The organism is Novosphingobium sp. MBES04 (genome assembly GCF_000813185.1).
Lineage (GTDB): Bacteria > Pseudomonadota > Alphaproteobacteria > Sphingomonadales > Sphingomonadaceae > Novosphingobium > Novosphingobium decolorationis.
The window spans coordinates 1,176,223-1,202,780 of sequence record NZ_DF850489.1 but is presented as its reverse complement, the minus strand read 5'-3'; the positions used below and the strand labels follow the sequence as shown (position 1 = coordinate 1,202,780).

20 protein-coding genes and 1 pseudogene are annotated in these 26,558 nt (G+C 65.5%); 15 read left to right on the top strand and 6 right to left on the bottom strand.

Going from position 1 to position 26,558, the window contains the following annotated elements:
• Position 1 precedes the first annotated feature (1 nt).
• The 9 genes and pseudogenes from MBENS4_RS19090 to rnr all read left to right on the top strand — a co-directional run bounded on the left by MBENS4_RS19090 (position 2) and on the right by rnr (position 10,324).
• Complete coding sequence (locus MBENS4_RS19090; protein WP_039393732.1) at positions 2 to 520, top strand: CvpA family protein; 519 nt, start codon at positions 2 to 4, stop codon at positions 518 to 520.
• Entirely contained in the window at positions 520 to 945 is a 426-nt protein-coding gene (locus tag MBENS4_RS19085; protein WP_039393729.1) for a Fe-S cluster protein, read from the top strand. Before MBENS4_RS19090 ends, MBENS4_RS19085 begins: the two co-directional genes overlap by 1 nt.
• Before the next feature lie 60 nt (positions 946 to 1,005).
• On the top strand, positions 1,006 to 2,637 hold the full coding sequence (locus MBENS4_RS19080) for an MFS transporter (RefSeq protein WP_039393728.1): 1,632 nt from the start codon (positions 1,006 to 1,008) through the stop codon (positions 2,635 to 2,637).
• Positions 2,627 to 3,673 carry an alanine racemase gene (locus tag MBENS4_RS19075; protein ID WP_039393725.1) on the top strand — a complete coding sequence of 349 codons (1,047 nt, stop codon included), beginning with the start codon at positions 2,627 to 2,629 and terminating at the stop codon, positions 3,671 to 3,673. Before MBENS4_RS19080 ends, MBENS4_RS19075 begins: the two co-directional genes overlap by 11 nt.
• 96 nt (positions 3,674 to 3,769) lie before the next feature.
• Positions 3,770 to 4,330: a polyhydroxyalkanoate synthesis repressor PhaR gene (phaR, locus tag MBENS4_RS19070; protein ID WP_039393723.1), complete on the top strand. Its 561-nt coding sequence runs from the start codon at positions 3,770 to 3,772 to the stop codon at positions 4,328 to 4,330.
• A gap of 101 nt (positions 4,331 to 4,431) precedes the next feature.
• A pseudogene (gene proS, locus MBENS4_RS19065) lies at positions 4,432 to 5,969 on the top strand (proline--tRNA ligase).
• A 25-nt stretch (positions 5,970 to 5,994) separates the two neighbouring features.
• Positions 5,995 to 6,600 (top strand): DUF805 domain-containing protein, encoded by a 606-nt coding sequence (locus tag MBENS4_RS19060; RefSeq protein WP_039393721.1) that lies wholly within the window; start codon positions 5,995 to 5,997, stop codon positions 6,598 to 6,600.
• Positions 6,601 to 6,661: 61 nt separating this feature from the next.
• Entirely contained in the window at positions 6,662 to 7,993 is a 1,332-nt protein-coding gene (locus MBENS4_RS19055; RefSeq protein ID WP_039393720.1) for a M20/M25/M40 family metallo-hydrolase, read from the top strand.
• 60 nt (positions 7,994 to 8,053) lie between these two features.
• A complete protein-coding gene (gene rnr / locus MBENS4_RS19050) occupies positions 8,054 to 10,324 on the top strand; it encodes a ribonuclease R (protein ID WP_084592245.1) in 2,271 nt (756 codons plus the stop codon).
• Positions 10,325 to 10,392: 68 nt separating this feature from the next.
• On the opposite strand, the gene MBENS4_RS19045 is transcribed toward rnr, so the two are convergent.
• A complete protein-coding gene (locus MBENS4_RS19045; RefSeq protein WP_039395529.1) occupies positions 10,393 to 10,854 on the bottom strand; it encodes a universal stress protein in 462 nt (153 codons plus the stop codon).
• A gap of 164 nt (positions 10,855 to 11,018) precedes the next feature.
• On the opposite strand from MBENS4_RS19045, the gene MBENS4_RS19040 reads away from it, so the two are divergent.
• Genes MBENS4_RS19040 through lpdA form a run of 4 tightly spaced genes read left to right on the top strand, consistent with a single transcriptional unit; the run spans position 11,019 to position 14,531 of the window.
• A complete protein-coding gene (locus MBENS4_RS19040; RefSeq protein WP_039393718.1) occupies positions 11,019 to 12,317 on the top strand; it encodes a pyruvate dehydrogenase complex dihydrolipoamide acetyltransferase in 1,299 nt (432 codons plus the stop codon).
• Between the two features lies 1 nt (position 12,318).
• Positions 12,319 to 12,723: an acyl-CoA thioesterase gene (locus tag MBENS4_RS19035; protein WP_084592244.1), complete on the top strand. Its 405-nt coding sequence runs from the start codon at positions 12,319 to 12,321 to the stop codon at positions 12,721 to 12,723.
• A gap of 1 nt (position 12,724) precedes the next feature.
• Positions 12,725 to 13,114, top strand: a complete 390-nt coding sequence (locus tag MBENS4_RS19030; protein WP_371710868.1) for an acyl-CoA thioesterase — start codon at positions 12,725 to 12,727, stop codon at positions 13,112 to 13,114.
• 4 nt (positions 13,115 to 13,118) lie between these two features.
• A complete protein-coding gene (gene lpdA, locus MBENS4_RS19025) occupies positions 13,119 to 14,531 on the top strand; it encodes a dihydrolipoyl dehydrogenase (protein WP_039393716.1) in 1,413 nt (470 codons plus the stop codon).
• 83 nt (positions 14,532 to 14,614) lie between these two features.
• Here lpdA and MBENS4_RS19020 read toward each other — a convergent pair whose 3' ends face one another.
• From MBENS4_RS19020 to MBENS4_RS19005, 4 genes are all read right to left on the bottom strand, one after another.
• A complete protein-coding gene (locus tag MBENS4_RS19020) occupies positions 14,615 to 16,498 on the bottom strand; it encodes an AMP-binding protein (RefSeq protein ID WP_039393714.1) in 1,884 nt (627 codons plus the stop codon).
• A gap of 71 nt (positions 16,499 to 16,569) precedes the next feature.
• Complete coding sequence (locus tag MBENS4_RS19015) at positions 16,570 to 17,085, bottom strand: GNAT family N-acetyltransferase (RefSeq protein ID WP_039393712.1); 516 nt, start codon at positions 17,083 to 17,085, stop codon at positions 16,570 to 16,572.
• A gap of 123 nt (positions 17,086 to 17,208) precedes the next feature.
• The gene (locus MBENS4_RS19010; RefSeq protein ID WP_039393710.1) at positions 17,209 to 18,885 is read right to left on the bottom strand and encodes an MFS transporter; all 1,677 of its coding nucleotides are present in this window, start codon (positions 18,883 to 18,885) and stop codon (positions 17,209 to 17,211) included.
• 67 nt (positions 18,886 to 18,952) lie between these two features.
• A complete protein-coding gene (locus MBENS4_RS19005; RefSeq protein WP_242405018.1) occupies positions 18,953 to 20,359 on the bottom strand; it encodes a DcaP family trimeric outer membrane transporter in 1,407 nt (468 codons plus the stop codon).
• Positions 20,360 to 20,569: 210 nt separating this feature from the next.
• On the opposite strand from MBENS4_RS19005, the gene acs reads away from it, so the two are divergent.
• Together acs and MBENS4_RS18995 are read left to right on the top strand one after the other, a co-directional pair.
• Positions 20,570 to 22,519: an acetate--CoA ligase gene (gene acs, locus MBENS4_RS19000; RefSeq protein WP_039393708.1), complete on the top strand. Its 1,950-nt coding sequence runs from the start codon at positions 20,570 to 20,572 to the stop codon at positions 22,517 to 22,519.
• Positions 22,520 to 22,574: 55 nt separating this feature from the next.
• Positions 22,575 to 23,207 carry a response regulator transcription factor gene (locus MBENS4_RS18995; protein WP_039393707.1) on the top strand — a complete coding sequence of 211 codons (633 nt, stop codon included), beginning with the start codon at positions 22,575 to 22,577 and terminating at the stop codon, positions 23,205 to 23,207.
• Here the strand turns inward: MBENS4_RS18995 and MBENS4_RS18990 are convergent.
• A complete protein-coding gene (locus MBENS4_RS18990; RefSeq protein WP_039393706.1) occupies positions 23,181 to 26,543 on the bottom strand; it encodes a hybrid sensor histidine kinase/response regulator in 3,363 nt (1,120 codons plus the stop codon). The genes MBENS4_RS18995 and MBENS4_RS18990 overlap by 27 nt on opposite strands.
• Positions 26,544 to 26,558: the final 15 nt, after the last annotated feature.

The window sequence follows — 26,558 nt, the reverse complement described above, 5'->3', positions numbered from 1 at the left end:
CATGACTGGTTTCGACATGGCCGCCCTGCTTTTCGTTGCCCTGGGCGCGGCGACAGGTTTTGTGCGGGGCTTTGTCCAGGAAGTCCTGGCCCTCTCGGCGTGGATCTTCGCGATATTCGCGATCCGCATGCTGCACACGCCTCTCACCTATCAGCTTGAAGGCTATCTTGGTGACAGTTCAAGCGTGAGCATCCTGGCCTTCGCCCTACTGCTTCTGGTGCCCTACATCGTGGTCAAGATGGTGGCGAAGTGGGCCGGATCGCAGAGCCGCAAGTCGGTGCTGGGCCCCATTGACCGGGTCCTCGGTCTCGGCTTCGGGGCGATGAAGGGCATCATCATCATCGTCCTGGCGTTCTCGGTCCTGATGCTGGGCTATGACACCGTCTGGGGTGTCGCCGGCCGTCCCGATTGGGTGACCCAGTCGCGCACCTACCCGTTCATCAACGCCAGCAGCGAAGCGATGGTGCAGATGATCTCGGAGCGCCGCACGGCCATGCTGAACGAAGGGGAGGGCGCCTGATGTCGGCAACGGTCCTCTACACCCCCGATGTGCTCGCACTTGCCATGGACCTGGCCGCCTATCCTCTGGCAGGCGACCTGCCGCATGTGGCTGAGGCCCGTTCCGCAACCTGCGGAAGCCAGCTCAGGCTTGGTCTCGACAGCGGCCCGGATGAGCGCATTGTCCGTGTCGGCATATCCGCGCAGGCCTGCGCCATCGGCCAGGCTGCGGCCGCGATCTTTGCCAAGGGGGCGCAAGGACAGAGCGCGCCCGAGCTGGCCCAGGCCCGCGGCGAGATCCGAAGCTGGCTTTCGGGCGAGGGGCCGATGCCCGGATGGCCTGACTTTGACACGCTTGCGGCCGTTCCGGATTACCCGGGGCGGCACGGCGCGGTGCTGCTCGCCTGGGATGCGGCGCAAGAGGCCCTTTCCTCTCTCGCCGAGTAACGCTACCCTCAGTCCGGAGAGAGGCCTGAGAACAGGCTCTTGGGGGGAGAGGTCCGGTTCATGGCAGGGACGCATCTGCACGCAGCAGACACACAGCCAAGCGCTTCCGATATTCGGCTCGTGATTGCCGCATCGTCGATGGGGACGGTGTTCGAATGGTATGATTTCTTCATCTACGGAACTCTGGCTGCGATCATCGGTCAGACGTTCTTCCCCTCGGGCAATGAAACGCTGGAGACACTGCTCGTCTGGGCCGGCTTTGCGGTCGGCTTCGGGTTTCGGCCGCTGGGCGCGATCCTGTTCGGCTTCCTGGGGGACAGGCTCGGTCGCAAGTACACGTTTCTCGTTACGGTCACCCTCATGGGCATCGCGACAGCCGGGGTCGGGCTCATCCCCTCGGCCGCCTCGATCGGACTTGCCGCGCCCGCCATCGTGCTGTGCCTGCGCGTGTTGCAGGGGCTGGCGCTTGGCGGCGAGTACGGCGGGGCAGCGATCTACGTCTCGGAGCATTCACCCCCGGAGCGCCGTGGCTACTTCACCGGCTACATCCAGGCGAGCGTGGTGGGCGGGTTCGTTCTCAGCCTCGTTGTCGTGCTGGGCTGCAAGGCGCTCATGCCCGAGGCGCTGTGGCTGGAATGGGGCTGGCGCGTGCCCTTCCTGCTCTCGCTCGTGCTGCTGGGTATCTCCTTGTGGATGCGCCTCAAGCTCTCGGAGAGCCCCGTCTTCCAGGCCATGCGCGCCGAAGGCGAGATCGCGGGCAATCCCTTCAAGGAGAGTTTCACCTATCCCGGCAACCGCAAGCGCATCTTCATCGCGCTGTTCGGCATCGCGGCGGGACTGACCGTGATCTGGTATACCGCGATGTTTTCCGCGCTTGGCTTTCTCAAAGGCGCCATGCGGGTCGAGAGCACCATGGCCGAGATCATCATCGGCGCGAGTGCGGCGCTGGGCATGGCCTTCTTCGTCATTTTCGGCGCGCTGTCCGACCGGATCGGGCGCAAGAAGCCGATTGTCTGGGGGTATGCGCTGACGTTGGTGCTGCTGTTCCCGGCCTTCTGGATCATGGGCCAGAGTGCCAATCCTGACCTCGTCAGGACCAACATGGCGGTCCCCGTGCAGGTCGAGGGTGCGGGATGCCGCTACAGTCCGTTTGCCGAGGAGCAGGCAACCCCCTGCGCGAGCCTTCTGGGCGATCTCACCGGGCTGGGAGTAACCTACACGGTGGTCCCCGGCGACGCGCTGAAACTTCGCATCGGGGAGCGCGCGATTACTCTCGATGCGCAGCCGACGACTGCGGCACCCGAACGCAAGGCGCGCCTGAAAGGCTGGCTGGAAGACGCGGGCTACAGTTTCGAGACGGTTCGGCCGGGCGCCTGGGACGCCATTCGGATCGGGGCCATGCTGCTTCTCCTCATGGCGCTTTCCGGGGCGACTTACGGGCCAGTCGCGGCCCTTCTGGCCGAGATGTTTCCGCCCCAGATCCGCTACAGCTCCATGTCCATCCCCTATCATATCGGGACAGGCTATTTCGGAGGTTTCCTGCCGCTCATTTCCAGCTACATGGTCGCCAGCAGCGGGAATCCGTATCAGGGTCTGTGGTATACTTGGATCGTGGTCGCGTTTGCGCTGCTGATTTCCCTTTGGGGCCTGCGTGGCGGGCCTCCGCGCGACTTTGGACACGATGCACCCTGAACGGCCCCAGGCGCCCCTGCGCCTCGATTTCGACGACGACGCCCTGATTGCAAACTGGAAGGCTCTTGACCGGCTCTCCGGCGCTGCGCGGGCGGGCGCAGCGGTAAAGGCGAACGCGTACGGTACCGGCGCGCGCCATGCCGTGCCGCTTCTGCTTGAGGCAGGGTGCCGCGATTTCTTCGTGGCGCACTGGGGCGAGGTGGCCGATGCGGTTCCGGCGGTCGATCCGGCCATGGTTTCGGTCCTGCATGGCCCGCTGACGCAGGCCGACGCCGCCTTCGCAAAAGCGTGCGGTGTGAAGCCCGTGATCAATTCCCTGGCCCAGGCGCGGCGCTGGCTGGCTACGGGTGGCGGTCGCTGCGATCTCATGGTCGACACCGGCATGAACCGTCTCGGCGTTGCCATGGACGAGCTGGGCGACCCGGCACTGGCGCAGCTCGATGTCGATGTCCTCCTCTCCCACCTTGTCGCCTCGGAAGAGGATACCCCGCTCAACGAGGTGCAGCGCTCGCGCTGGATGGAGGCGCGGGGCGCCCTCACGCATCGCCGTGCCAGCCTTGCCAACAGCGCCGGGATTGGCCTTGGCGAGGCCTATCATGGCGACCTGACCCGGCCGGGCCTGGCGCTCTACGGAGGGCTACCGCGCGCCGAAATGGCACCGCACTTGCGGCAGGTCGTGCGCCCGCAGGTGGCCGTGCTGCAGGTGCGGGACCTCGAAGCCGGGCAGAGCGTGGGCTACAACGCGACCTTTACCGCGCCGCGCGCCATGCGGGTGGGCACGCTGGCTCTGGGCTACGCCGATGGCTTCCTGCGCTGCTGGTCGGGCAAGGGCATGTTTCGCGACGGTGAGGGCGCGGCTTTGCCAGTCCTCGGGCGGGTCAGCATGGACCTGACGGTCGTCGATCTGGACGCAGCACCCCATGTTCGGGAAGGCGACTGGCTGACGCTGGACTATTCGCTACCGGAGGCGTCCGAAGTCTCCGGCCTGACCCAGTATGAATTGCTGACCTCGCTGGGCCGTCGTTTCGGGCGTTGAAAGCGGTTAATTCCGTCTATTGCTGCGCAGCAAATCCTGTTGCAACGCGACATATCCGGGTGGTACGGTTCACTCATAGATAACTGAGGATTGCGCATGGCTGACAAGGCATCCAAGGACGACGGCACGGTCATCATCAAGAAGTACGCGAACCGGCGTCTCTACAACACCCGCTCATCGAGCTACATCACGCTTGACCATCTTGCGAAGATGACGCGCGAAGGTGTGGACTACAAGGTGCTCGACGCCAAGTCGGGGACCGACATCACCCACACCATCCTCACGCAGATCATCATGGAAGAGGAATCGAACGGCGAGCAGATGCTGCCCGTCAACTTCCTGCGTGAGCTGATCGGGATGTACGGCAACTCGATGCAGTCGCTGATCCCGCACTACCTGGAAGCCTCGATGGAGAATTTCCGGGCCAATCAGTCCAAGCTCGCCAAGACCTTCGAGGACAGCCTCGGCAACAACCCGCTGGCCAAGCTCGCCGAGCAGAACATGGCCATGTTCCGGGCCGCATCGGCCGCCTTCATGCCCGGTGCCGAAAAGCCCGAAACGCCCGCTCCCAAGTCGGAAGATGGGGACAAGGACCTCGCGGCGCTGCGTGATCAGATGGCCGAAATGCAGAAGAGGCTTGACGCGCTCGGCAAATAAGTATCTGCGCATGGGCATGGTGCCGGTGATTCCGGCACACTGATTTTTCACGCAAGGGCGGCCATTCGGCCGCCTTTAATGCAGATACAGAAAGATTGCCCGTGTCCGCTATCCGCCATGCCCTGAACACCAAGCGTGAAAACGACTTCGCGCAGTGGTACCAGGAAGTGATCGCCGAGGCCGAAATGGCCGAAGAATCCGGTGTCCGTGGTTGCATGGTGATCAAACCCTGGGGCTACGGCATCTGGGAGCGCATGCAGCGCCTGATGGACGACCGCATCAAGGATGCCGGCGTCGACAATTGCTATTTCCCGCTGTTCATTCCGCTGTCCTACTTCTCCAAGGAAGCCGAACACGTGGATGCTTCGCCAAGGAAATGGCCGTGGTGACCCACCACCGTCTGGTCTCGGACGGGAAGGGCGGCCTGGTCCCCGATCCCGAGGCCAAGCTCGAAGAGCCGCTGATCGTGCGTCCGACCTCGGAAACCGTGATCGGCCAGGCCATGGGCCGCTGGATCCAGTCCTGGCGCGACCTGCCGCTGATGACCAACCAGTGGGCCAACGTCGTGCGCTGGGAGATGCGCACCCGCATGTTCCTGCGCACCAGCGAGTTCCTCTGGCAGGAAGGGCACACCGCCCACGCCGACCGTGTGGACGCAATGGAAGAGACGCTGCGCGCGCTCGAAATGTACCGCGAGTTCGCCGAAGACGTTCTTGCCATGCCGGTCATCGCCGGTGAAAAGCCCGAGAACGAGCGCTTCCCGGGCGCCGATGCGACATACTCGATCGAAGCCATGATGCAGGACGGCAAGGCGCTCCAGGCGGGCACTTCGCATTACCTGGGCACCGGCTTCGCCAAGGCGGCGGGCATCAGCTACCAGGATCGCGAAGGCCAGCAGCAGCTGTGCCACACGACGTCGTGGGGCACCTCGACCCGCATGGTCGGCGGGCTCATCATGACCCATGGTGACGACGATGGCCTGCGCGTGCCGCCCGCCGTGGCGCCGCACCAGATCGTCATTCTCCCGATGCTGCGCGACAAGCCCGAAGACGCCGCACTGCTTGCCTACTGCGAGGACCTGCGCAAGGCACTTGGCGCGCGCCAGGCCCTGGGCGAGAAGATCCGTGTCATGCTGGACAAGCGTCCGGGCAAGGCCGCGCTCAAGCGCTGGGGCTGGGTCAAGAAGGGCGTTCCGTTGATCCTGGAGATCGGTGGACGCGATGCCGAGAACGGACAGATCACCGTCGTTCGCCGCGACCAGCTCTGGAACGAGGCGGGCAAGGTCAACTTCAAGGCCATGGCGCGCGAGGCTTTCCTTGGTATCGCTGCCGGCGAACTGGAAGACCTTCAGGCCTCGCTCTTCGCCGAAGCCAAGGCCAAGCGCGACGCCAACATCTCGCGCGTTTCGACCTTCGAGGAACTCGAGGCCTTCTTCGCTCCCAGCAAGAAGTACCCGGGCTGGGCCGAAGTGCAGTGGTCGCGCCCCACCGGTGTGCAGCTGGAAGAGGTCGTGCAGCGCCTGAAGGCGCTCAAGCTCACCATGCGCAACACGCCCATGGACGCCGAGCCGGTCAGCGGCGCGTGCATCTTCACCGGCGAACCTGCGGCCGAACGTATCTACGTCGCGCGCTCTTACTAGAGCCTGCGCAAACAGGGACCAAGCCATGAACGTGATAGAGCCGATCCGGCATTGCCTCTCGAACCTCGTCACGTTCACAGGGCGCGATTCGCGTACGACCTTCTGGATCTACACCGCGTTTCTCGTGGTGCTCTATTTCGCCGTATCGTGGATCTATGGTCTGATCGTGGGCGGTGCGATGGTGCTGGACGGCATCAACGCCATCTCGTCGAATCCGGATAGCGTGAATGAAGCCGCCATGGCCGATGCGATTAGAACACGCATGGCATCCACTCTGGTCGGCACGATCTGGGTCAACGCGATTGCATCCCTTGTCGCAACCGGATTGCTGGTCGCCGCGTTCGTGCGCCGCCTCCACGATTCCGGCAAGCCGGGCTGGATTGCGGGCCTTGTCGTTGCTTTGAAGCTCGTCGGCATCGGCGGCGGCATCGCCAGCATCCCCTTTGTTACGGCGGCGTTCGAGAAGCTCGACTTCGCGCATCCTGAAACCATGCAGGCGGACCTTCAGGGCCTCAACAGTTCGCCGGCGGTGCTCCTGGGCATGGTGCCCCTCCTGCTTGTCGTGGTCTTTGGCATCATGGGCTCGAGCGATGGCGATAACCGCTACGGCCCGGAACCCGACGACTACTGACCTGAGCGACAGCTGCGGCCAAGGCTTGCTTTCTGCGTTGGCGCGGGGAACATTGCGCGCCATGAACGCTCGCATTTTCCACACCGCAGTCGCGCTTGGCGCCGTCCTTTCCCCTATGACCGCCCATGCGGATCCGGCCTCGGAGGCGCGTCTGCGCGCCGATGTGGAGACCCTTGTTTCCTTCGGAACCCGCCACACGCTGTCCTCGGCGAGTGATCCGGTGCGGGGGATTGGTGCGGCCCGGGCCTGGGCCGCGCGCGAGTTCGCGAAGATCGGCACGGCGTGCGGGAACTGCCTCGATATCGTTCAGCCGGAACAGACGGTCACCGGCCGCCGCGTCCCCGAACCGACCCGCATTGTCGATGTGGTCGCGATCCAGCGAGGGACCGAACGCCCGAATGAAGTCATCATCGTGCAGGGGCACATCGACAGCCGGGTAAGCGACGTCATGGACGCAACCAGCGATGCTCCCGGCGCCAACGACGATGCCTCGGGCGTGGCGCTTGTCCTCGAGGCGGCGCGCGCGCTCTCCCCGCAGAAGTTTCCGACAACTATCGTCTACGCGGCGCTCTCCGGGGAAGAGCAGGGGCTTCTGGGCGGAAAGGTGCTGGCGGACTACGCAAGGGCGCAGGGCTGGACCGTGAAGGCGGTCCTCAACAACGATATCGTGGGCGGCTCGTGCGGCTCGGACGGCTATTGCGACGATGCCCATGTGCGCCTTTTCTCCGAGGGACCTCGCGCCGATGCAACCGACGAGACGCGCAGTGCCGCGCGGCGTTTTGGCGGCGAGAATGACAGTCCGGGCCGCAACCTCTCACGCTTCATCACGAACCTCGTTCCGGGGATCGATCCCGCCTTCGACGTGCGCGAGATCTGGCGCGCGGACCGCATGGGGCGTGGCGGTGACCAGACCCCGTTCCTCGAACTGGGCTATCCGGCCGTACGCTTCACCGTTGCGGTCGAGAACTACGATCACCAGCACCAGGACCTGCGCACCGAGGGCAGCACGTTTTACGGGGACACGGTCGAGTACATGGATTTTCCCTATCTCGCCAAGGTCACCGACTTGAACATTGCGGCGCTCGGTGCCCTGGCGAAGGCGCCGATGCCTCCCGCACCCCGTGCCGATGCAGCCGTAAAGACTTGGACCGACGTGACCTGGGAGCCGGTCGCGGGCGCTGCGACCTATTCGGTTTGGAAGCGTGCGACCAACGCGGCGGACTGGGAGGCGGAGCCGATCGTCACGGCGACCTCCGAGACCAGCGTGAAACTGGAGGGCCTTCGCGGGGACGACTGGATCCTGGGCGTCAGCGCCAGTTCGCCGAGCGGCGCCCAAAGCCCGATTGCTGCTGCGGTGCCGGGCGGGGCCTTTTACCCACTCCAGCAGGACTGACGCGGCCTCAACGCGTCGCTGCCCATTGCATTCGGGCCCTGTGTGTCCCATGGCAAGGCTATGGCATTCAAGAAACGGCCCGAACCGGGGCTGCCGACGCGCAAGCAGATCCTCGACTTCATCCAGAACGCGGACGGCCCCGCCGGCAAGCGTGAGATCGCGCGCGCCTTCGCGCTGAAGGGGCAGGAGAAGATCCAGCTCAAGGCGCTGCTCAAGGACATGGCCGAGGAAGGCCTGATCGACGGCAAGCGCACCGCGTACCACCGCATGGGCGGGTTACCCAAGGTAACCGTGCTGCGCGTGATCGACATCGACGAGGGCGAGGCGATTGCCGTGCCCGATACCTGGCACCCCGAGGACGCGAGCCCTCCGCCGCGCATCCGCCTCGTCGAAGCCAAGGGCAAGCGCAACCCGATGGGCGCGCTCAAGAAAGGTGACCGCGTACTTTCCCGGACCGAGGAAACCGGATCGGGCTGGCGCGGCTATCCGATGAAGAAGCTTGCCCTGCGCTCCGAGCAGATGCTGGGCGTGGTGGAGATCGACAAGTCGGGGCAGGGCTGGTTGCAGCCCGTCGACAAGCGCATCCGCCAGTCCTCCAAGATCAGCGATCTGGGCGGCGCCGAAGCGGGCGAACTCGTGCTGGCCGAGCCCATCGGCAAGTCGGTTCGTGCGGCGGTCAAGGTCACCGAGGTTCTTGGCGAACCGCTTGCGCCCAAGGCCTTCAGCCTGATCGCGATCCACAAGCACGGCATTCCCAATCACTTCGAGGAAGAGACGCTGGGCGAGGCTGAGGCCGCTGCGAAGCTGCCGCTTAGCCTCGAGGACCGTGAGGACCTGCGCCACCTTCCGATTGTGGCCATCGACCCGTCGGACGCGCGCGACCACGACGACGCGATCTGGGCGCAGCCGCGCGAGGATGGCGGTTTCGACGCGCTCGTCGCGATTGCCGACGTCTCGTTCTACGTGCGTCCGGGCGGCAGTATCGACAGGGAAGCGCGCAAGCGCGGCAATTCGGTCTACTTCCCCGACCGAGTCGTGCCCATGCTGCCCGAAATCCTGAGCGCCGACGTCTGTTCGCTCCGCTCGGGCGAGGATCGGGCTGCGATGGCCTGCCACATGGTCCTCGACGCGCAGGGCAAGGTCATCGACTGGCGCTTTACCCGCGCCATCGTGCGCATCGACGAAGTGATCGCCTACGAGGAAGCGCAGGCCCGCATCGACGAGGACCGCGCCGGAGCCAACCTCCAGGGCCTGTGGGCCTGCTGGAAGGCGCTTGCCGCGGCCCGCAAGGCCCGCGACCCGCTCGAACTGGAACTGCCTGAACGGCGTGTCCAGCTCGACGCCGAAGGGCGCATCACGGAGATCGCCACGCGCGAACGTCTCGATGCGCACCGCGTGGTCGAGGACTTCATGATCGCGGCCAACGTCGCGGCGGCCAAGGCGCTGGAAGCCAAGGTCGCACCGGTCGTCTACCGTGTTCACGAAGCGCCGAGCCGCGAGAAGCTGGTCGCGCTGAAGGACTACCTCGCCACTTTCGACATGAAGCTGGCGATGGGGCAGGTCATCACGCCGGGGCTGTTCAACCGCATGCTCAAGGACATTTCCGACGAGGCCGAAAAGGCCCTCATCATGGAAGCGGTCCTGCGCAGCCAGACGCAGGCGTACTATGGGCCGCGGAACGCCGGGCACTTCGGTCTTGCGCTGGGCTCCTACGCCCACTTCACCTCGCCGATCCGTCGCTATGCGGACCTTCTGGTCCACCGTGCGCTCGTCGATGCCTACCATCTCGAACAGCCCGCTCCAAAGGGCGACATCCCTGCAACCAGTGGCCTCTCCGAGCGTGACCGCGAGGATCTTGGCCGGGTGACCGATGCCATCAGCAAGGCCGAGCGCCGCGCGATGGAAGCCGAGCGCGAGACCATCGACCGCTATGTTGCGGCCTGGCTCGCCTCCCGTGTGGGCGAGGTCTTCCAGACCCGCATCACCGGGGTCCAGAAGTTCGGCTTCTTTGCGACAATCATTTCGCTCGGCGGCGATGGGCTCGTGCCTGTCTCGACGCTGGGCGACGAGCGCTTCGATTACGATGAAAAGAAGCAGGTCCTTGAAGGCGAACGGACCGGCACGACGTACGCCATCGGCCAGATCCTGCCACTGCGCCTCGCCGAAGCGAACCCTCTGACCGGCGCGCTCAAGTTCGAGCTGGAAGAGGGCGGAGGCCGGATCGAACCGCGCGGCAAGCCCGCGCCGCTCAAGCACCGTGGCAAGCATCTTGTCGGCAAGCGCGGACGCCCGGCGAACATCCGTCACCAGGGGCGCGGCAAGAAGCGCTGATCCCAGGATCAACTGGCATCGCCCCGACGAAATCGGTCGGCGCGATGCCGGGTGTGACAGCCAGTAACCTAGTTGTCGGCGAGGCGCTCGATGGCGGCATCGTCGAGGTTGCCCGGCACGACGAAAACCGGACAGGCCATGCGGGCAAGGCCCGAACCGGTGAAGTGCGAGACGAGGGGGCCCGGGCCTCCCTCGCGCGCCGCGCCCAGCACCAGCGCGGAGACTTCGGGGTGGGCTTCAAGGTACTTGCGCACGACCTTGATGTCCTCGCCGACCTCGACGGAAATCAGCGGCATCTTCGCACCTTGCGAGAGCAGGTTGCCGGCCGCTGCCGTCACCAGAGTCTCGGCCCGCGCGCGCGCTTCCTCCTCGATCGTGGCCTGCACGCCGGCGAAGGCGTTGAACTCCTGAGGGGGTACGATTGCAAGAAGGTGAAGTGCACCTTCGGTTTTTGCAGCTCTGCGCGCGGCGTAATGCAGCGCCACCAGAGCCTCGTCGCTTTCGTCCACAATGACCAGATATACGCGCATATTCATCCTCTCACCGCGCTTTATCAGGGGTATTGAGCCTGCGCGCAACCCATCCCATATGCGAAAAAAGCACCTGTTGGGAGCTTGTGCGCAAGCTGCAACTTGTTCAATGAAGGGGCAACCTGAAACGCCTCCCCACGGAAATAAGGGACAAAAAAGCTTCCATGCCCATCGAGATCAAGATGCCCGCCCTTTCCCCCACGATGGAAGAGGGCAAGCTGGCCAAATGGCTGGTCAAGGAAGGCGACACCGTCAGCTCGGGCGACATCATGGCCGAGATCGAAACCGACAAGGCCACGATGGAATTCGAGGCAGTCGATGAAGGCGTGATCGGCAAGATCGCCGTGCCCGAGGGCACCGAAGGCGTGAAGGTCGGCACGGTCATCGCGCTGCTGGCCGAGGAGGGTGAGGATGCCTCCGCTCTGGCCGACGCCGACGTCTCCGCAGCTCCTGCTTCGGCCCCTGCCGCCAAGGAAGAAGAGGCTGCGGCCCCGGCTTCCAGCGCGCCCGCTCCCTCGCCGAGCCCGGCTCCCGCCGCCGCGAAGTCCGACGACAGCCGCATCAAGGCCTCGCCGCTCGCGCGCCGCATTGCCGCCGACAAGGGCCTCGACCTTGCAACCATCAAGGGCTCGGGCCCGAATGGTCGGATCGTAAAGGCGGACGTCGAGAACGCCGAGCCCGGCAAGGCCGAAGCGCCTGCCGCTGCCGCCGCTCCGGCGCCCGCAGCTGCACCGGCCGTCTCCAGCGCAGCCTCGATCCTGGACGATCGCGTGCCGCACACCATCGAGACGCTCTCGGGCATGCGCAAGACGATCGCCAAGCGCCTCACCCAGTCCAAGCAGGAAGCGCCGCACATCTACCTGTCGGTGGACGTGAAGCTCGACGCGCTGATGGCGCTGCGCGCGCAGGTGAACGAGACGCTCGCGAGCCGCGGCCTCAAGGTCTCGGTCAACGACATGCTGGTCAAGGCGCTCGGCATGGCGCTGGTCGAAGTTCCCGAGTGCAACGTGTCCTTCGCGGGCACCGAGCTCATCAAGTACGAACGTGCCGACATCTCGGTTGCCGTCTCGATCCCCAATGGCCTGATCACCCCGATCGTGCCGGACGCCAACAACAAGTCGTTCTCGCAGATCGCGAAGATGACCAAGGACCTCGGCACCCGCGCGAAGGAAGGCAAGCTCAAGCCCGAGGAATACCAGGGCGGCACGGCTTCGATCTCGAACATGGGCATGATGGGCATCAAGTCCTTCTCGGCGGTGGTGAACCCGCCGCAGGGCATGATCATGGCGATTGGCGCCGGTCAGAAGCAGCCCTGGGTCATGGAAGACGGTTCGCTCGGTGTTGCCACCGTGATGAGCGCGACCGGCAGCTTCGACCACCGCGCCATCGACGGTGCCGACGGCGCGCGCCTGATGGCCGCGTTCAAGGACTTCGTCGAGAACCCGCTCGGGATGATCGCCTGAGATGGACACGGGATCAGGGCATGGCGAGGTGGGTGACCTGGTCATCCGCGTCACCGCCATGCCCACCGATCTCAACCCCTACGGCGGGGTCTTCGGGGGCTGGCTGATGTGCCAGCTGGCCCTTGGCGCGAGTTCCCTCGTCACCCGGCGCACCGGTCTCAAGGCCGTTGTCGTGGGCGCCACCGATTTCGCCTTTCCCGGCGCGATGCAGGTGGGCGACGAGCTCAACGTCTACGCCGATGTCCTGCGCGTGGGCCGCACCTCGATGACGGTGCGCACGCGCGGCTTCGGCCGAGCCCGGGCCAGTGACGAGGAAGTGGAAGTGGCCAACGGCACCTTCACCTTCGTCGGCCTCGACGCGAACGACCGTCCCAAGCCCCTGGCCGACGGGCGCAAGGAAGCATGACATGCAGGATATGATCGCAGACAAGCGCGAGGCGGTGATCCGCGTCTCCGCGCGTCCAGCCGACACCAACGCCTATGGCGACATCTTCGGTGGTTGGCTGGTGAGCCAGATGGATATGGCCGCCGGGCTCATCGCCGCGCGCTTTTCGCGCGGGCGTGCCGTGACCATCGCCATGGATTCGATGCAGTTTCACAAGCCGGTGAGCATCGGGGACGAAGTCTCCGTCTACGGCGACATCCAGAAGGTGGGCCGCACCTCGATGACCATCGCCATCGAGGCCTGGCGCCGCCATCGCTATGAAGAAGAGCGCGTGAAGGTGACCCAGGCGGTCTTCACCTTTGTCGCGATCGACGAGGCGGGCAGGCCCCGCGAGATCGAACAGGAGAAATAAGACAGTGGCAGACACCTACGACGTCATCGTCCTCGGCTCCGGCCCCGGCGGCTACGTTTCGGCCATCCGTGCGGCGCAGCTTGGCCTGAAGACCGCCATTGTCGAGCGCGAGCTGCTCGGCGGCATCTGCCTCAACTGGGGCTGCATCCCGACCAAGGCGCTGCTGCGCTCGGCCGAGGTGTTCCACCAGATGCAGCATGCCAAGAACTACGGCCTGGCCGCGGACAATATCCGCGCCGATCTCGATGCTGTGGTCAAGCGTTCGCGCGGCGTGGCCAAGCAGCTGAACCAGGGCGTCACGCACCTGATGAAGAAGAACAAGATCACCGTCCACATGGGCACCGGCACGCTGGTGGGTGACGGCAAGATCGAGGTCGCGGGCGAGAAGGGCAAGGAAACCATCTCGGCCAAGCACATCATCGTGGCGACCGGCGCGCGTGCGCGCGAACTTCCCAATGCGCCCGTCGACGGCAAGCGCGTGTGGACCTACCGCCACGCGATGACCCCGACCGAGATGCCGACCAAGCTTCTGGTCATGGGCTCGGGCGCGATCGGCGTTGAGTTCGCGAGCTTCTACAACGACATGGGCGTCGACGTCACCATCGTCGAGATGGTCGACCGGATCATGCCGGTGGAAGACAAGGACGTCTCGGCCTTCATGCACAAGGCGCTGACCAAGCAGGGCATGAAGATCCTGACCGAAACCGCCGTGCAGGACGTCAAGGCGGGCGCCAAGGACGTCAAGGTCAAGATCAAGGCCAAGGATGGCAAGGTTACCGAGGAAACCTACAGCCACGTGATCTCGGCCGTGGGCATCGTGCCCAACACCGAGAATGTGGGGCTGGAAAAGGTTGGCGCCAAGCTCGAGCGCGGCTTCATCCAGATCGACGACTACGGCCGCACCGGCGTCAAGGGCCTGTGGGCCATCGGGGACTGCACCCCCGGCCCCTGGCTCGCCCACAAGGCCAGCCACGAGGGTGTGACGGCGGCCGAAGCCATCGCGCAGGAACTGGGCAACAAGGACGTGCACCCGCACGGTCTTGACCGCAACAACATCCCGGGCTGCACCTATTGCCACCCGCAGGTGGCCTCGGTCGGCATGACCGAAGCCAAGGCCAAGGAAGCGGGCTACACCGTCAAGGCGGGCACGTTCCCCTTCATCGGCAACGGCAAGGCCATTGCGCTGGGCGAACCGGAAGGTTTCGTGAAGACGGTGTTCGACGCGAAGACCGGCGAACTGCTGGGCGCGCACATGGTCGGCGCGGAAGTCACCGAGATGATCCAGGGCTACGTCGTGGGCAAGACGCTCGAGACGACCGAAGCCGAACTGATGCAGACGGTCTTCCCGCACCCCACGATCTCGGAATCGATGCACGAATCCGTGCTCGCTGCCTTCGGCCGCGCGATCCACATCTGATCGGCGGGTCCCCAAGGGATCTACATACGAGAAAGGGCGGGCCTTGCGGTCCGCCCTTCTTCGTTTCGGGTTCTCGTGCGCTCTCAGGCCGCCGCCTTGGGATAGACAACCGCGCGGATCGCGTCGAGCGCGCCCGGATCCTCGATGGTCGGGGGTGGGGGGAAGTCCTCGCCGTTCATGATCTTGCGCAGGACATTGCGCAGGATCTTGCCCGAGCGGGTCTTGGGCAGCTGGGGCACGACGAAGGCGGTCTTGAGCGCGGCCACGGCGCCCAGTTCGCTGCGCACCTCGGCAATGACACGAGGGGCCAGGCTTTCCAGATCGCTCGCCCCGGCGCGGGGGATCACGAAGGCAATCGGGATCTGGCCCTTGAGCGCATCGTCCGCGCCGATCACCGCGCATTCGGCCACGCCATCGACGGTGGCGACGATCTGCTCCATCTGTCCGGTCGAAAGGCGGTGCCCGGCGACATTGATGATGTCATCGGTGCGGCCCATGATGTGGAGGAAACCGTCCGTGTCGAAATGGCCGGCATCTCCGGTTTCGTAGAAGCCGGGGAAGGACGTGAAATTCTTCGCGTAGCCTGCCGGGTTGTTCCAGAGCGTGCGGAAGGCACACGGGGCCAGAGGCTCGCGCATGACCACGGCACCGCTCTTGCCATCGGGAACGGGCTGGCCGTCCTCACCGAGGATCGCAAAAGCGTTGCCCGGCACCGGAAAGCCCGCGCTGCCACGCTTGCGGCGCGTGTCGCCAAGGCCGAAGCAGGTGGCGATGGCAGGTGCGCCCAGTTCGGTCTGCCACCAGTGGTCGATCACGGGCAGGCGTGTGTGCTGTTCGGCCCAGGAGATGGTCTCGGGATCGGCGCGTTCACCTGCCAGGAAAATCACCTTGAGGTTGCTGGTACCGATTTCCTGGAGGAAACTCGCTTCCGGGTCTTCCTTGCGGATGGCGCGGATGGCGGTCGGGGCGGTGAAGAAGGTCTTGACCTTGTGCCGCTGGATGACGCGCCAGAACGTCCCTGCATCGGGCGTCCCGACCGGCTTGCCTTCGAAGAGGACGGTCGTCGCGCCTGCCAGCAGCGGCGCGTAGACGATATAGCTGTGGCCCACGACCCAGCCCACGTCCGAAGCTGCCCAGAACACATCGCCTGGTCCTATGTCGTAGATCGCAGGCATCGACCAGACGAGGTTGACGGCGTGGCCTCCATTTTCGCGCACGACTCCCTTGGGCGTACCGGTCGTGCCGGACGTGTAGAGGATGTAGAGCGGATCATTCGCCGCCATTTCCGCACAGGGTGGAACAGGGAGATGCGCCGTCTCTTCGCGCAGAGCCGCCCAATCGTGGTCGCGCGGGGCGCGCAGTTCGGCGGCCACCTGCGGGCGCTGGAACACGAGGACGCTCTCGACCTCGTGCTGCGCGCTGGCAAGCGCCTCGTCGACGAGAGGCTTGTAGGCGATGGTGCGACTGCCTTCGATCCCGCACGAGGCGGTAAGGAGCGCACGCGGCGTCGCATCGTCGATGCGCTTGGCCAGTTCGTGCGCGGCAAAGCCCCCGAAGACGACCGAGTGGATCGCGCCCAGGCGTGCGCAGGCGAGCATCGCAAACACGGTCTGCGGGATCATCGGCATGTAGATGACGACACGGTCGCCCCGTCCAACGCCTCGGGCCTCGAGCATCGCCGCGACGCGGCCGACCTCGTCCTGCAGCCCGGCATAGGTCCAGCGCTCGACGGTGTCGGTAACGGGGCTGTCGTAGATGAGGGCGCAATCCTCGCCGCGCCCGTTGGCGACATGGCGATCCACCGCGTTCCAGGCGGTGTTGAGCGTGCCTCCGGCAAACCAGCCCCGGTCGGGATCGTAGGTGGTGTCGGGCGGCGTGATCCAGTCGATTGCGCGCGCGGCCTGGCTCCAGAACGCCTCGGGATGCTTGATGCTCAGATCCCAGGTCTGCCGATAGGCATCACTCATGTTGTCCTCTCCTCCTCATCCGACACCCCGATCTCCTCTTCTAGGGGGTGTCGGCCGCTTTTGTTGTGCCCCTATCGAAACGACTTGGACAGTACGACCATGGTAGGGTCTCCATCGAAGGGTTCGGGAACAAAGCCCTTCTCACGTTCCAGTTCGATGGCGGCATGGTTGTCGCGGCTCTCGATGGCGATGGCCCGGCGGCACCCCCGCTCCTTGGCCTGTTTGGCGAGGAAATCGAGCATGGCCCAGCCCACGCCCTGGCCCTTGTAGGCGTTGGCCACCGAGATCGCGATCTCGCCCGTGTCGAGCGGGCCGTCACAGGCGAGGAGGCCCGAGGCAATGAGTTCGCCGGTCGCGGTGTTGAAGCCCAGCCAGGATTCAGTGCGGAAGTGGTCGGCGTGGACCATCGGTGCAAGCTGCGCTTCGCTGACGTGCTCGGCCGCGGCAAAGAAGCGGAAGCGGCGGTCCTCGTCGCTCACCCGGTCGAAGAATTCCGAGAGGATCCCGGCATCGGCCTCGGTTGCGGGCCGCACATCGAGATCGAGCCCTGAGCGAGTGGGGAGGGTGACGGCTGTGATAGTGGACATCTGGAATACTCCGTTTGGAGAGGGTGTACCGATATCTGTAGGCGTGGCGCCGCCCCCGCACCTTGATTGAAATCAGGTTGCGGGGGCGGCGAGAAGTGGATCACGCTCTGGCTTCGTGATCAATCAGTCGTCGATATTGCGACGGAACGTTTCGGGCAGGAAGATGACACCGATGACGACCGTCAGGATCGCGACAACGACAGGGTACCACAGGCCGTAGTAGATATCGCCGGTCGCAGCGACCATCGCGAAGGCCGTGGTGGGCAGGAAGCCGCCGAACCAGCCGTTGCCCAGGTGGTAGGGAAGCGACATCGAGGTGTAGCGGATCTTGGTCGGGAACAGTTCGACCAGCATCGCGGCAATCGGGCCGTAAACCATGGTGACGAGCACCACGAGGTAGAACAGGATCGCGACGACCTTGACCGTGTCGATCTCGTCCGGGTTGGCCGCTGCCGGATAGCCTGCGTTGGCAAGCGCGGTGTCAACCTGGCCCTGGTAGGCGGTGATGGCGGCCGCGCGCGCCTCACCCTGGATCCGGGCGGGATCGGGCGCGACAAGCGAGGTGCCTCCCACCGAGACCGAGGCGATGGTGCCTGCGGGAGCCTTGGCATTGGTGTAGTTGATACCGTTCTTGGCGAGAAATGCCTTGGCGATGTCGCAGCTGCTGGCGTCGAACTTGTTCTTGCCGATGGGATCGAACTGGAACGAGCACTCGCCTTCGTGCGCCGTCACCACGACAGGGGCCGAGGCGGTCGCACGGGCCAGAGCCGGGTTAGCGGCTTCGGACAGCGCGTGGAAGGCGGGGAAGTAGCTCACCGCGCCGAGCAGGCAGCCGCCCAGGATGATGTACTTGCGCCCGATACGGTCCGACAGCCAGCCGAAAAAGACGAAGAGCGGGGTGCCCAGCGCCAGCGCGATAGCAATCAGGTAGTTGGTCGTCGCGCCATCCACCTTGAGGATCTTTTCAAGGTAGAACATCGCGTAGAACTGGCCCGTGTACCAGACGACGGCCTGGCCCGCGACCGCGCCGAACAGGGCAATGAGCACGAACTTGAGATTGCCCCACTGGCCGAAGGCTTCGGTAATGGGGGCCTTCGAGGTCGTGCCTTCCTCCTTCATCTTCTGGTAGACGGGGCTCTCGTTGAGCTGCAGGCGGATCCACATCGACACGCCCAGGAGGATCGCCGAGAGCAGGAACGGCACGCGCCAGCCCCAGCCTGCGAAGGTGTCCTCGCCCATGCCGGTGCGCACGCCCAGTACGATGAGAAGCGCGGCGAACAGGCCGAAGGTGGCCGTGATCTGGATGAAGCTGGTGTAGAGGCCCCGCTTGTTGGAGGGCGCATGCTCGGCCACGTAGGTCGCCGCGCCGCCATATTCACCGCCCAGCGCCAGGCCCTGGACCACGCGCAGCGCGACCAGGATGATCGGCGAGGCAATGCCCAGCGTGTCGTAGCCGGGCAGGAGGCCGACCGCGAACGTCGAGACGCCCATCAGGCCCATCGTGACAAGGAAGGTGTACTTGCGCCCGACAAGGTCACCCACGCGCCCGAACACGAGCGCGCCGAAGGGGCGGACCGCGAAACCGGCCGCGAACGCGCCGAGTGCGAGGATGAAGCCGGTGGTCTCGTTCACGCCCGAGAAGAACGTGCGGGAAATGAAACTGGCGAGAAGCCCATAGAGATAGAAATCGTACCACTCGAACACCGTGCCCAGCGAGGACGCGGTGATGACCAGCTTCTCCTTGCCCGTGGCCTTGTGGTGCTTGGGCAAGCCATCGTATTCTTCGTATGTCGTGGCCATTGCAAACTCTCCCGTGATGGCCGCCGGTCCGCGTCAGGGCGGGCCGGGCAGCCGCGTGTTGTCCCTCTTAGAAACTGTACTTGGCGGCAAACTCCATGCGGTCGAGCGCGCCGTCCGCACCCGAAACCGTCTCGCGCAGGGCGTGGCGGTATTCGACGCCGACGTCGAAATGCTCGACCGGCGTCCAGAACAGGTTGGCCGCCGCACTCCAGGCCCGCTTGTTGACCATGTCGTGCACCAGCAGTCCACTGGGGTAGTCGGCGCTCTGGTAGCCGCCCATGAACGTCGAGCGCAGGGTTCCCCCCCATCCCAGCTTGAGTGCGGCCAGCGCGGCAAAGTTGTCGATGACGGCCAGATCGTCGCCTGCCTGGGGCTGCATCACGTCGCCTACGAAGCCAAGCCCGAGATAGCGCCCGATGCCCTGGCCATAGGTTGCCATGAAGCGCAGGTCGTGGCGGTTGTCGGGGCCGAAGGGGATCTTGCCCGAGCCCGAGATGCCCCAGCCTGCGGCGGTGTGCTTGTCGCCTCCCAGTTCCGAGCGCAGTTCGCGCACGATGCCTGCCAGGGTGAAGCTGCCCAGCGAATTCGCCCAGTTGAGCCGTCCGACCAGATCGGGCAGACGGTCCTCATCGAGATCGAGATAACCCGGTGAAGCGCTGGACAGGATCTCGGTCTGCGGGTTCTCCAGTGCAACCGCCAGCTCCAGTCCGGGGCTCAGCCGGGTGGTGTAGCGGATCTGCGTCTGGCGGTTGAACACGGTGCCCTCGATGGGCCCTGCAAAGTCGGTCGACTCCGGCAGGACCGCGGTGTTCTGGAAGGTCGACCATTCCTGCCCGATCAGCCAGTGATCGTATTGGAGGAACGCGCGGCGCAAGGTCGGTGTGTAGGGGTTTGTCGCGCGCTGCGCGCCCGCAGGTGCGGTGGCGAGCGCGAAGTCGAATTCCAGGTAGCCCTTGATCTCCTTGTCCCCGACGGGCGTCGCCGCGCCGAGCGAGAAGCGGGTCTGGCGGGCCATCATGGTCATGTCGGTGCTGGAAGGCGCATCGCCGACCGGAATGTGCTGGGGAAGGTAGAACTCCTTGCCCAGCGCGCCGACGCCGACATCGCCCTCGCTCCAGCGCGAGGCAATCGCGTTGACGCGAACGTAGCCGCCCAGCGTGAAGCGGGTGGCACCGACGGTGAAGCCATTCTCGGTCTTGGGGCGGGCGGTTTCGGCGGCCGCGACGCGGGTCGCCACTTCGGCATTCTGGGCGGTAACGCTTGCCAGCGCCTCCTGCGTGCGGGTGTCGGCTTCGGCCTGGTCCTCGCGCGCGGCGGCCAGGTCCGCCCGCAATTGCTGCATCTCGGCCTCGAGCCGCTCGAGCCGGGCTTCCAGGGCCGCTTCGCGCTCGGTGATCGCGGCCTGGGCCACGTGCGGGGCCGCCAGGCTCGTCGCTGCGAGCAGGGCACAGGTCCAGCGCCTGTTCATGGACATTTCTCCTCTCCTCCAGTGCCCCGGCCGTGTCCATTCTCTTGGGAACGTGCCCGGGCCCTGCTATGTTCTGGAAGAAGAGAGACGGGCACCATCCCGACCTTTGGCGCAGTACTACGACCATTGTCTAATGTCGGTGGAGAACGTGGAATGTGCTAGAGGACACTCAAACCCGGATTAACCGGCGCGCAACATACCGGAGAGGAGATACCCATGGTCGAGGCCCTTTATCCCGTCCCTGAGGACTGGGCAAAGAATGCGCTCATCAACCAAGACACCTACATGGAGAAGTACCAGCGCTCTCTCGACGATCCGGAAGGCTTCTGGCGTGACGAGGCGCAGCGGATCGACTGGATCAAGCCCTTCAGCGTGGTCAAGCAGACGAGCTTCCACGAGGCCGATTTCGGCATCTCCTGGTTCCCCGATGGTACGCTCAACCTCTCGGCCAATGCACTTGACCGGCACCTTGCCGAACGCGGCGACCAGATCGCGATCCTGTGGGAACCGGACGATCCCAAGGACCCGGAACGCCGCATCACCTACCGCCAGCTGCACGAGGACGTGTGCCGCTTTGCCAACCTTCTGAAGGCGCGCGGCGTCACGAAGGGGGATCGAGTCACGATCTACCTTCCGATGGTGCCCGAAGCGGCCGTGGCGATGCTTGCCTGTGCGCGCATCGGTGCGATCCACTCCATTGTCTTTGCCGGCTTCTCGCCCGACGCGCTGGCAGGGCGCATCACCGATTGCGACAGCTCCATTGTCCTCACCGCCGACCAGGGCCTGCGTGGCGGCAAGCGCGTCCCCCTCAAGGCCAATGTCGACGAAGCGCTGGAGGACTGCCCCGGCGTCGAGACCGTGGTTGTTCTCGCCCACACCGGCGCGGACGTGCCCATGGTTGAGGGCCGTGACATCGATTGGACGACCAGCGTTGCCGAGCAATCGGTCGACTGCGCGCCGGAGGAGATGAACGCGGAAGACCCACTGTTCATCCTCTACACCTCGGGATCGACCGGCAAGCCCAAGGGCGTGCTCCACACCACCGGTGGCTACTCGGTCTGGGCCTCGATGACGCACGAGTACGTCTTCGACTACCGTCCCGGGCAGATCTACTGGTGCGCGGCCGACATCGGGTGGGTCACGGGCCACTCCTACGTTGTCTACGGGCCGCTGATGAACGGCGCGACCACGGTGATGTTCGAGGGCGTGCCCAGCTTCCCGGACGCGAGCCGCTTCTGGCAGATCGTCGACAAGTACGAGGTCGAGATCTTCTACGGCGCGCCGACCGCTCTGCGCGCGCTGATGCGCGAAGGCGACGACTACGTGAAGGCCACCAGCCGCAAGAGCCTCAAGGTGCTGGGCTCGGTGGGCGAGCCGATCAACCCCGAGGCCTGGTCCTGGTACTACAATGTGGTAGGTGAGGGGCGCTGTCCCATCGTCGACACCTGGTGGCAGACCGAGACGGGCGGCGTGATGATCACCCCGCTTCCCGGCGCAACCGATCTCAAGCCGGGCTCGGCTTCCAAACCGATGTTCGGTGTGCGCCCCATGCTGCTCGACAACGACGGCAAGGAAATGACGGGGGCGGGCGAGGGCTGCCTTGTCGTCGCCGACAGCTGGCCGGGGCAGATGCGCACCGTCTGGGGCGATCACGAGCGCTTCTTCCAAACCTATTTCAGCACCTTCAAGGGCTTCTACTTCACCGGCGACGGCTGTCGCCGCGACGAGGATGGCTATTACTGGATCACGGGCCGCATCGACGACGTCATCAACGTCTCGGGCCACCGTATGGGGACCGCCGAGATCGAGTCCGCGCTTGTTGCCCATCACAAGGTCGCCGAGGCTGCGGTCGTGGGCATGCCGCACGAGATCAAGGGGCAGGGCATCTACGCCTTCGTGACCACGAACAGCGGGGTCGAAGCGGACGAGGACCTGCGCCGCGAGCTCATCAAGTGGGTGCGCCACGAGATCGGCCCGATCGCAACGCCCGATGTGATCCAGTTCGCGCCGGGCCTGCCCAAGACCCGCTCCGGTAAGATCATGCGCCGCATCCTGCGCAAGATCGGCGAGAATGATGTTTCGAGCCTGGGCGACACCTCGACGCTGGCAGACCCCTCGGTGGTCGACAACCTGATCGAGAACCGCCCGCAGCCGGCCACGGCCTGACAGGCTCTGCCACAAGAGGGATGCAGGGCGCAAAGGCCGGTGCTAGGCACAGGGAATGACTCGCAGCGTCCTTATTGCCGATGATCATCCGCTTTTCCGCCAGGCCCTTGCCCTGGCGGTGGGGCAGGTCGCGCCCGATGCGCAGATCCTCGAGGCGGGCACCCTGGTGGCCGCCTCGAGTGCTGTTGCGGCTCACCCTGATCTTGCCCTGATCCTGCTGGACCTCAAGATGCCCGGCGCGGTCGGCTTCTCAGGGATCGCGCTGCTCCATGCCGAGCGGCCGGATGTCCCGATCCTTGTCGTGTCCAGCGCAGAAGGCGCGAGCGCCGCCGAAGAGGCACGCGCCTTCGGGGCCAAGGGCTTCCTTCATAAGGACGCGGACCTTTCCGAGATCGAAGCCGCGATTGCAGCGGCGCTCTCAGGAGCGGCCCCGGCTCCGCGCAAACAGGCCGAGCCCAGCGATCTCGACCCGATCCGTGAGCGCGTTGCCGGGCTCACGCCGACCCAGCTCAAGGTACTTCTCGCGGTTCTCGACGGCCAGCTCAACAAGCAGATCGCGCATAGCCTGGGCGTCAGCGAGGCGACCGTGAAAGCGCACATGACCGCGATCATGCGCAAGCTCGATGTCAGCAACCGCACTCAGGCTGCACTGGTCGCGCGCTCACTGGGCCTGCACCTCAGCCATTGAGACACTGGCCAGGAAGCCTTCGATAAGGCCGGGTTCCACCGGCTTGGCGAGAACCCGGACGCCCAGCGCTTCAGCGGCAGCCCGAACCGGCCCTTGCGGCTCGGCCGTCAGGATGGCGGCGGGCAGGGTCGGGCGAATGGCACGCAGCGCCTCGATCAGAGCAATACCGGTTTCGTCCCCGTCCAGGCGATAGTCGGCAAGGACCGCGTCGATCTCGCCTGCATAGGGCAGGGCCTGGTTTACGCCCGTGACGCCTACGGCGCGGTGGCCTAGTTCCTCGACCAGGGCGACCGTTGCCTCAACGATCCGGGTATCGTTGTCGACCACCAGCACGGCCAGGCGTGCAACAGGGCCTGTGATCTCGCGCGGCAAGGATGTTTCGGGCATGGGAGAGGCCACGGTTTCCGCCATCGGGAGAAGCAGGCTGAAGCGGCTTCCGCGCCCCTCGTTGGACGAGACTTCCATGCGCCCCCCCAGAAGGCGCACGATCCGCTCGACCAGGGCGAGGCCCAGCCCCAGGCCCTCGGCTTCGACCGTGCCGAGGCGCGTGAACTCGCCGAAGATCGTCTCGGCGGCCTCTTGCGGAAAGCCGACCCCGGTATCGACCACGTCGATGCGCAGCCAGTCACCGCGCGTCCGCACGCCCAGCACGACCCCGCCGCGCTGCGTGTAGCGGATGGCGTTGGAGAGGAAGTTCTGCATGACCGAACGCAGAAGGCCGGGGTCGGTCTCGACCTGCCCGAAGAGCGATCCGATCTTGAGCCGGAGCCCTTTTGTCTCCGCGCTGGGCCGGAAGCTTTCGGCAAGATCAGTGAGAAAGGGCTTGAGCGCGACGGGTTCGGGGTCCGGGATGACGCCGCCCGCATCGATGCGCGAGATGTCGAGCAGCGCGCGCAGGAGCTCCTCGGCGGCGACGATGGCGCTGTCGACCCGCCCGACGAGGGGCTCCACATCGGCGTGTGCCTTGCGCCCTAGCGCCGCGGTAAACAGACGGGCTGCGTGGAGCGGCTGGAGAAGGTCATGGCTGGCCGCGGCGAGGAACCGCGTCTTGTCCTGTGTCGCGCGGGCCAGCAGGCGGTTGGCCTCGCGCACTTCATGGGTGCGTTCCTCGACCCGGTGTTCAAGTTCGGCGAGCGTGCGTTCCAACTCGTCGCGTACGCGCACTTCCTCGGTCACGTCGGTGAAGGACATGACGTAGCCGCCGCCCGGCATCGGACCGCCCACGGTCTTGACCACGCGTCCATCGTCACGCCGCCGCTCGAAGCTGTGGCTCTGCCGCGCACGCAGATGGTCGAGCCGGCGCACGATGGCCGCCTCCACGTCGTCCGAACCGAAATCGCCGCGCTCGGCGTTGTGGCGGATGAGGATCTCGATGGGCATGCCCGCGCGCACCAGCCCGGCCGGGTATTTCAGGATCTCTTCGTAGCGTGAGTTCCAGGCGATGAGATTGAGTTCGGCATCGACCACGCTGATCCCAGCATCGATGTTCTCGAAGGTCGCGGCCAGAAGCTGGCGCGAGAAGCGCAGCGACTGCCCGCCCTCGTCGAGCAATCGGGTCACATCGGCAATCGACATCTGTCCACTGGCAAGAGCCGAGGCGACCAGGGTGCGAGCCGAGGCCGCCCCCACCACTTCGCCGATCAGAGCCTGCGCGCGGTGGGCCGTGCGGCGATCGACAGGTTGGCCGTGTTCACCGGAAGGGAATTCCCGAAGCGCCCGTTCCTCGCCGATGAAACTGGCGACGAACTGCTCCAGCTCACCCAGGTTCGTGACCCGGTGCGAGGGGGCAAAGAGGCTGGGCAGGGCCGGTGCAGGCATCTTGCGCGCGGCGATGAGGGCATAGACGGCCAGGTTCAGCCCCAGGCTCCAGAGTACGCCGTGGACAAAGGCGCTCGTTGCCGCGATGCCGAAGAGATGTTCCGGCGCCAGCGGGCCGCTCTCCAGGAACAGGATCCAGCTTGCGGGGAGGATCGGAGGCAGGGCCAGCGTGTAGGCCCATACGACAAGGCCGACAGCCAGGCTCGCCCGCGCGGCGAGAGGATCGCGGTCCCGGCCGTTGGTGGCAAGGATCAGGTGCGGCGTGAACTGGGCCATGGCGGCAAAGGCAACAAGGCCCATCGAGGCCAGCGACTGGTCGCGGTTCACGAGGAGGGCGAACGCCAGCGCGAGCGCCATGATGGCTGCAATGGAGAGCCGTCGCAGCGCCAGCATCCGCCGCCCGATACCCCCGGCCGATTGACGCCGTGTCTCGGCTCCGGGGGCGGCAAAGACCGCTCGCGCGAGCAGGTCGTTCGACACCATGGTCGCAAGCGCCGTCGTATCCACGATCGCCATCGAGGCGGCCGCTCCCACGCCGCCAAGGAGTGCCGCGGCGAGAGCCAGTTCGGATCCGACCCAATCGGGCAGCCGCAGCACGTAGAGATCGGGCGATGTCCCTTCCGGAAGCAGGGCATGACCGGCCAGAGCGATGGGGACAATCATCAGCGCCATGGCGGCTAGGTAGGCGGCGAGGCCGTGGCGCGCGCGTAGCATGTCGTCCTCCGCGCGCGCCTCGACAAAGCTCATGTAGAACTGACGAGGCAGCGCCACGATGGCGAAGACCGACACGAGGAGAACGGTCATTACATCTAGGCTGATGTTTCCGGGGGCGAAATTGGTGCGCATCTGCGCGGCCCCGGTCGCAATGCGCGCGGGCTCTGCACCTGCAAGCAGGATGAGCGCCAGAACGGCCACCACACCGAGCGCGACGATCTTGAACGCGGAATCCAGCCCGATTGCAAAGAGCAGGCCCTCGCTGCGGCCCGCCAGTTCGAAGCGTCGTGCGCCAAAGAGGAGCGCGAACAGGGTCAGGAGGACGCTGGCTGCAACCATGACCGGGACAGCTATCGCGGATCCCGACACAAGGGAGAGCGCGTTGCCGATGGAGCGAAGCTGCAAGGCGAGGTAGGGAATGCTCCCGAGGAGCGCGATCAGCGTGACGAGCCGGGCAACCACGATGTCATGGCCAAAGCGTGCGGCAATGAAGTCCGAGACGGTCGTCGCGCGCTCCTGCAGCACCGCGCGTCCCAGGCGATGCAGAAAGCCCGGTGCGAGCAGCAGCAGCAGGATCGGTCCGGCATAGATGGGAAGGAAGGCCCAGCCCGATTGCACCGCGGTGCCGGTCGATCCGTAGAAGGTCCAGCTGGTGCAGTAGACGCCAAGCGCGAGGGTGTAGGCCCCGCGCCGGGCACGGCGCTGGAGGCGTCCACGGCGCGCCATGCGCTCCACGGTTCCTGCAACGGCAAACAGGATGAGGACCAGCCCCAGAGAGGCGAAGATGGCACTGGACAAGCTCATTGCGGCGCCCGGAAA

Excerpts from the sequence above, each read along its gene's own strand:
- MBENS4_RS18995 (WP_039393707.1), top strand. The coding sequence starts at position 22,575 with ATGACTCGCAGCGTCCTTATTGCCGATGATCATCCGCTTTTCCGCCAG.
- MBENS4_RS19040 (WP_039393718.1), top strand. The coding sequence starts at position 11,019 with ATGCCCATCGAGATCAAGATGCCCGCCCTTTCCCCCACGATGGAAGAG.
- MBENS4_RS19085 (WP_039393729.1), top strand. The coding sequence starts at position 520 with ATGTCGGCAACGGTCCTCTACACCCCCGATGTGCTCGCACTTGCCATG.
- MBENS4_RS18990 (WP_039393706.1), bottom strand. The coding sequence starts at position 26,543 with ATGAGCTTGTCCAGTGCCATCTTCGCCTCTCTGGGGCTGGTCCTCATC.
- MBENS4_RS19080 (WP_039393728.1), top strand. The coding sequence starts at position 1,006 with ATGGCAGGGACGCATCTGCACGCAGCAGACACACAGCCAAGCGCTTCC.
- phaR (WP_039393723.1), top strand. The coding sequence starts at position 3,770 with ATGGCTGACAAGGCATCCAAGGACGACGGCACGGTCATCATCAAGAAG.
- MBENS4_RS19090 (WP_039393732.1), top strand. The coding sequence starts at position 2 with ATGACTGGTTTCGACATGGCCGCCCTGCTTTTCGTTGCCCTGGGCGCG.
- MBENS4_RS19075 (WP_039393725.1), top strand. The coding sequence starts at position 2,627 with ATGCACCCTGAACGGCCCCAGGCGCCCCTGCGCCTCGATTTCGACGAC.
- acs (WP_039393708.1), top strand. The coding sequence starts at position 20,570 with ATGGTCGAGGCCCTTTATCCCGTCCCTGAGGACTGGGCAAAGAATGCG.
- MBENS4_RS19010 (WP_039393710.1), bottom strand. The coding sequence starts at position 18,885 with ATGGCCACGACATACGAAGAATACGATGGCTTGCCCAAGCACCACAAG.
- MBENS4_RS19020 (WP_039393714.1), bottom strand. The coding sequence starts at position 16,498 with ATGAGTGATGCCTATCGGCAGACCTGGGATCTGAGCATCAAGCATCCC.
- MBENS4_RS19005 (WP_242405018.1), bottom strand. The coding sequence starts at position 20,359 with ATGTCCATGAACAGGCGCTGGACCTGTGCCCTGCTCGCAGCGACGAGC.
- MBENS4_RS19015 (WP_039393712.1), bottom strand. The coding sequence starts at position 17,085 with ATGTCCACTATCACAGCCGTCACCCTCCCCACTCGCTCAGGGCTCGAT.
- MBENS4_RS19060 (WP_039393721.1), top strand. The coding sequence starts at position 5,995 with ATGAACGTGATAGAGCCGATCCGGCATTGCCTCTCGAACCTCGTCACG.
- MBENS4_RS19030 (WP_371710868.1), top strand. The coding sequence starts at position 12,725 with ATGCAGGATATGATCGCAGACAAGCGCGAGGCGGTGATCCGCGTCTCC.
- MBENS4_RS19035 (WP_084592244.1), top strand. The coding sequence starts at position 12,319 with ATGGACACGGGATCAGGGCATGGCGAGGTGGGTGACCTGGTCATCCGC.
- rnr (WP_084592245.1), top strand. The coding sequence starts at position 8,054 with ATGGCATTCAAGAAACGGCCCGAACCGGGGCTGCCGACGCGCAAGCAG.
- MBENS4_RS19045 (WP_039395529.1), bottom strand. The coding sequence starts at position 10,854 with ATGCGCGTATATCTGGTCATTGTGGACGAAAGCGACGAGGCTCTGGTG.
- MBENS4_RS19055 (WP_039393720.1), top strand. The coding sequence starts at position 6,662 with ATGAACGCTCGCATTTTCCACACCGCAGTCGCGCTTGGCGCCGTCCTT.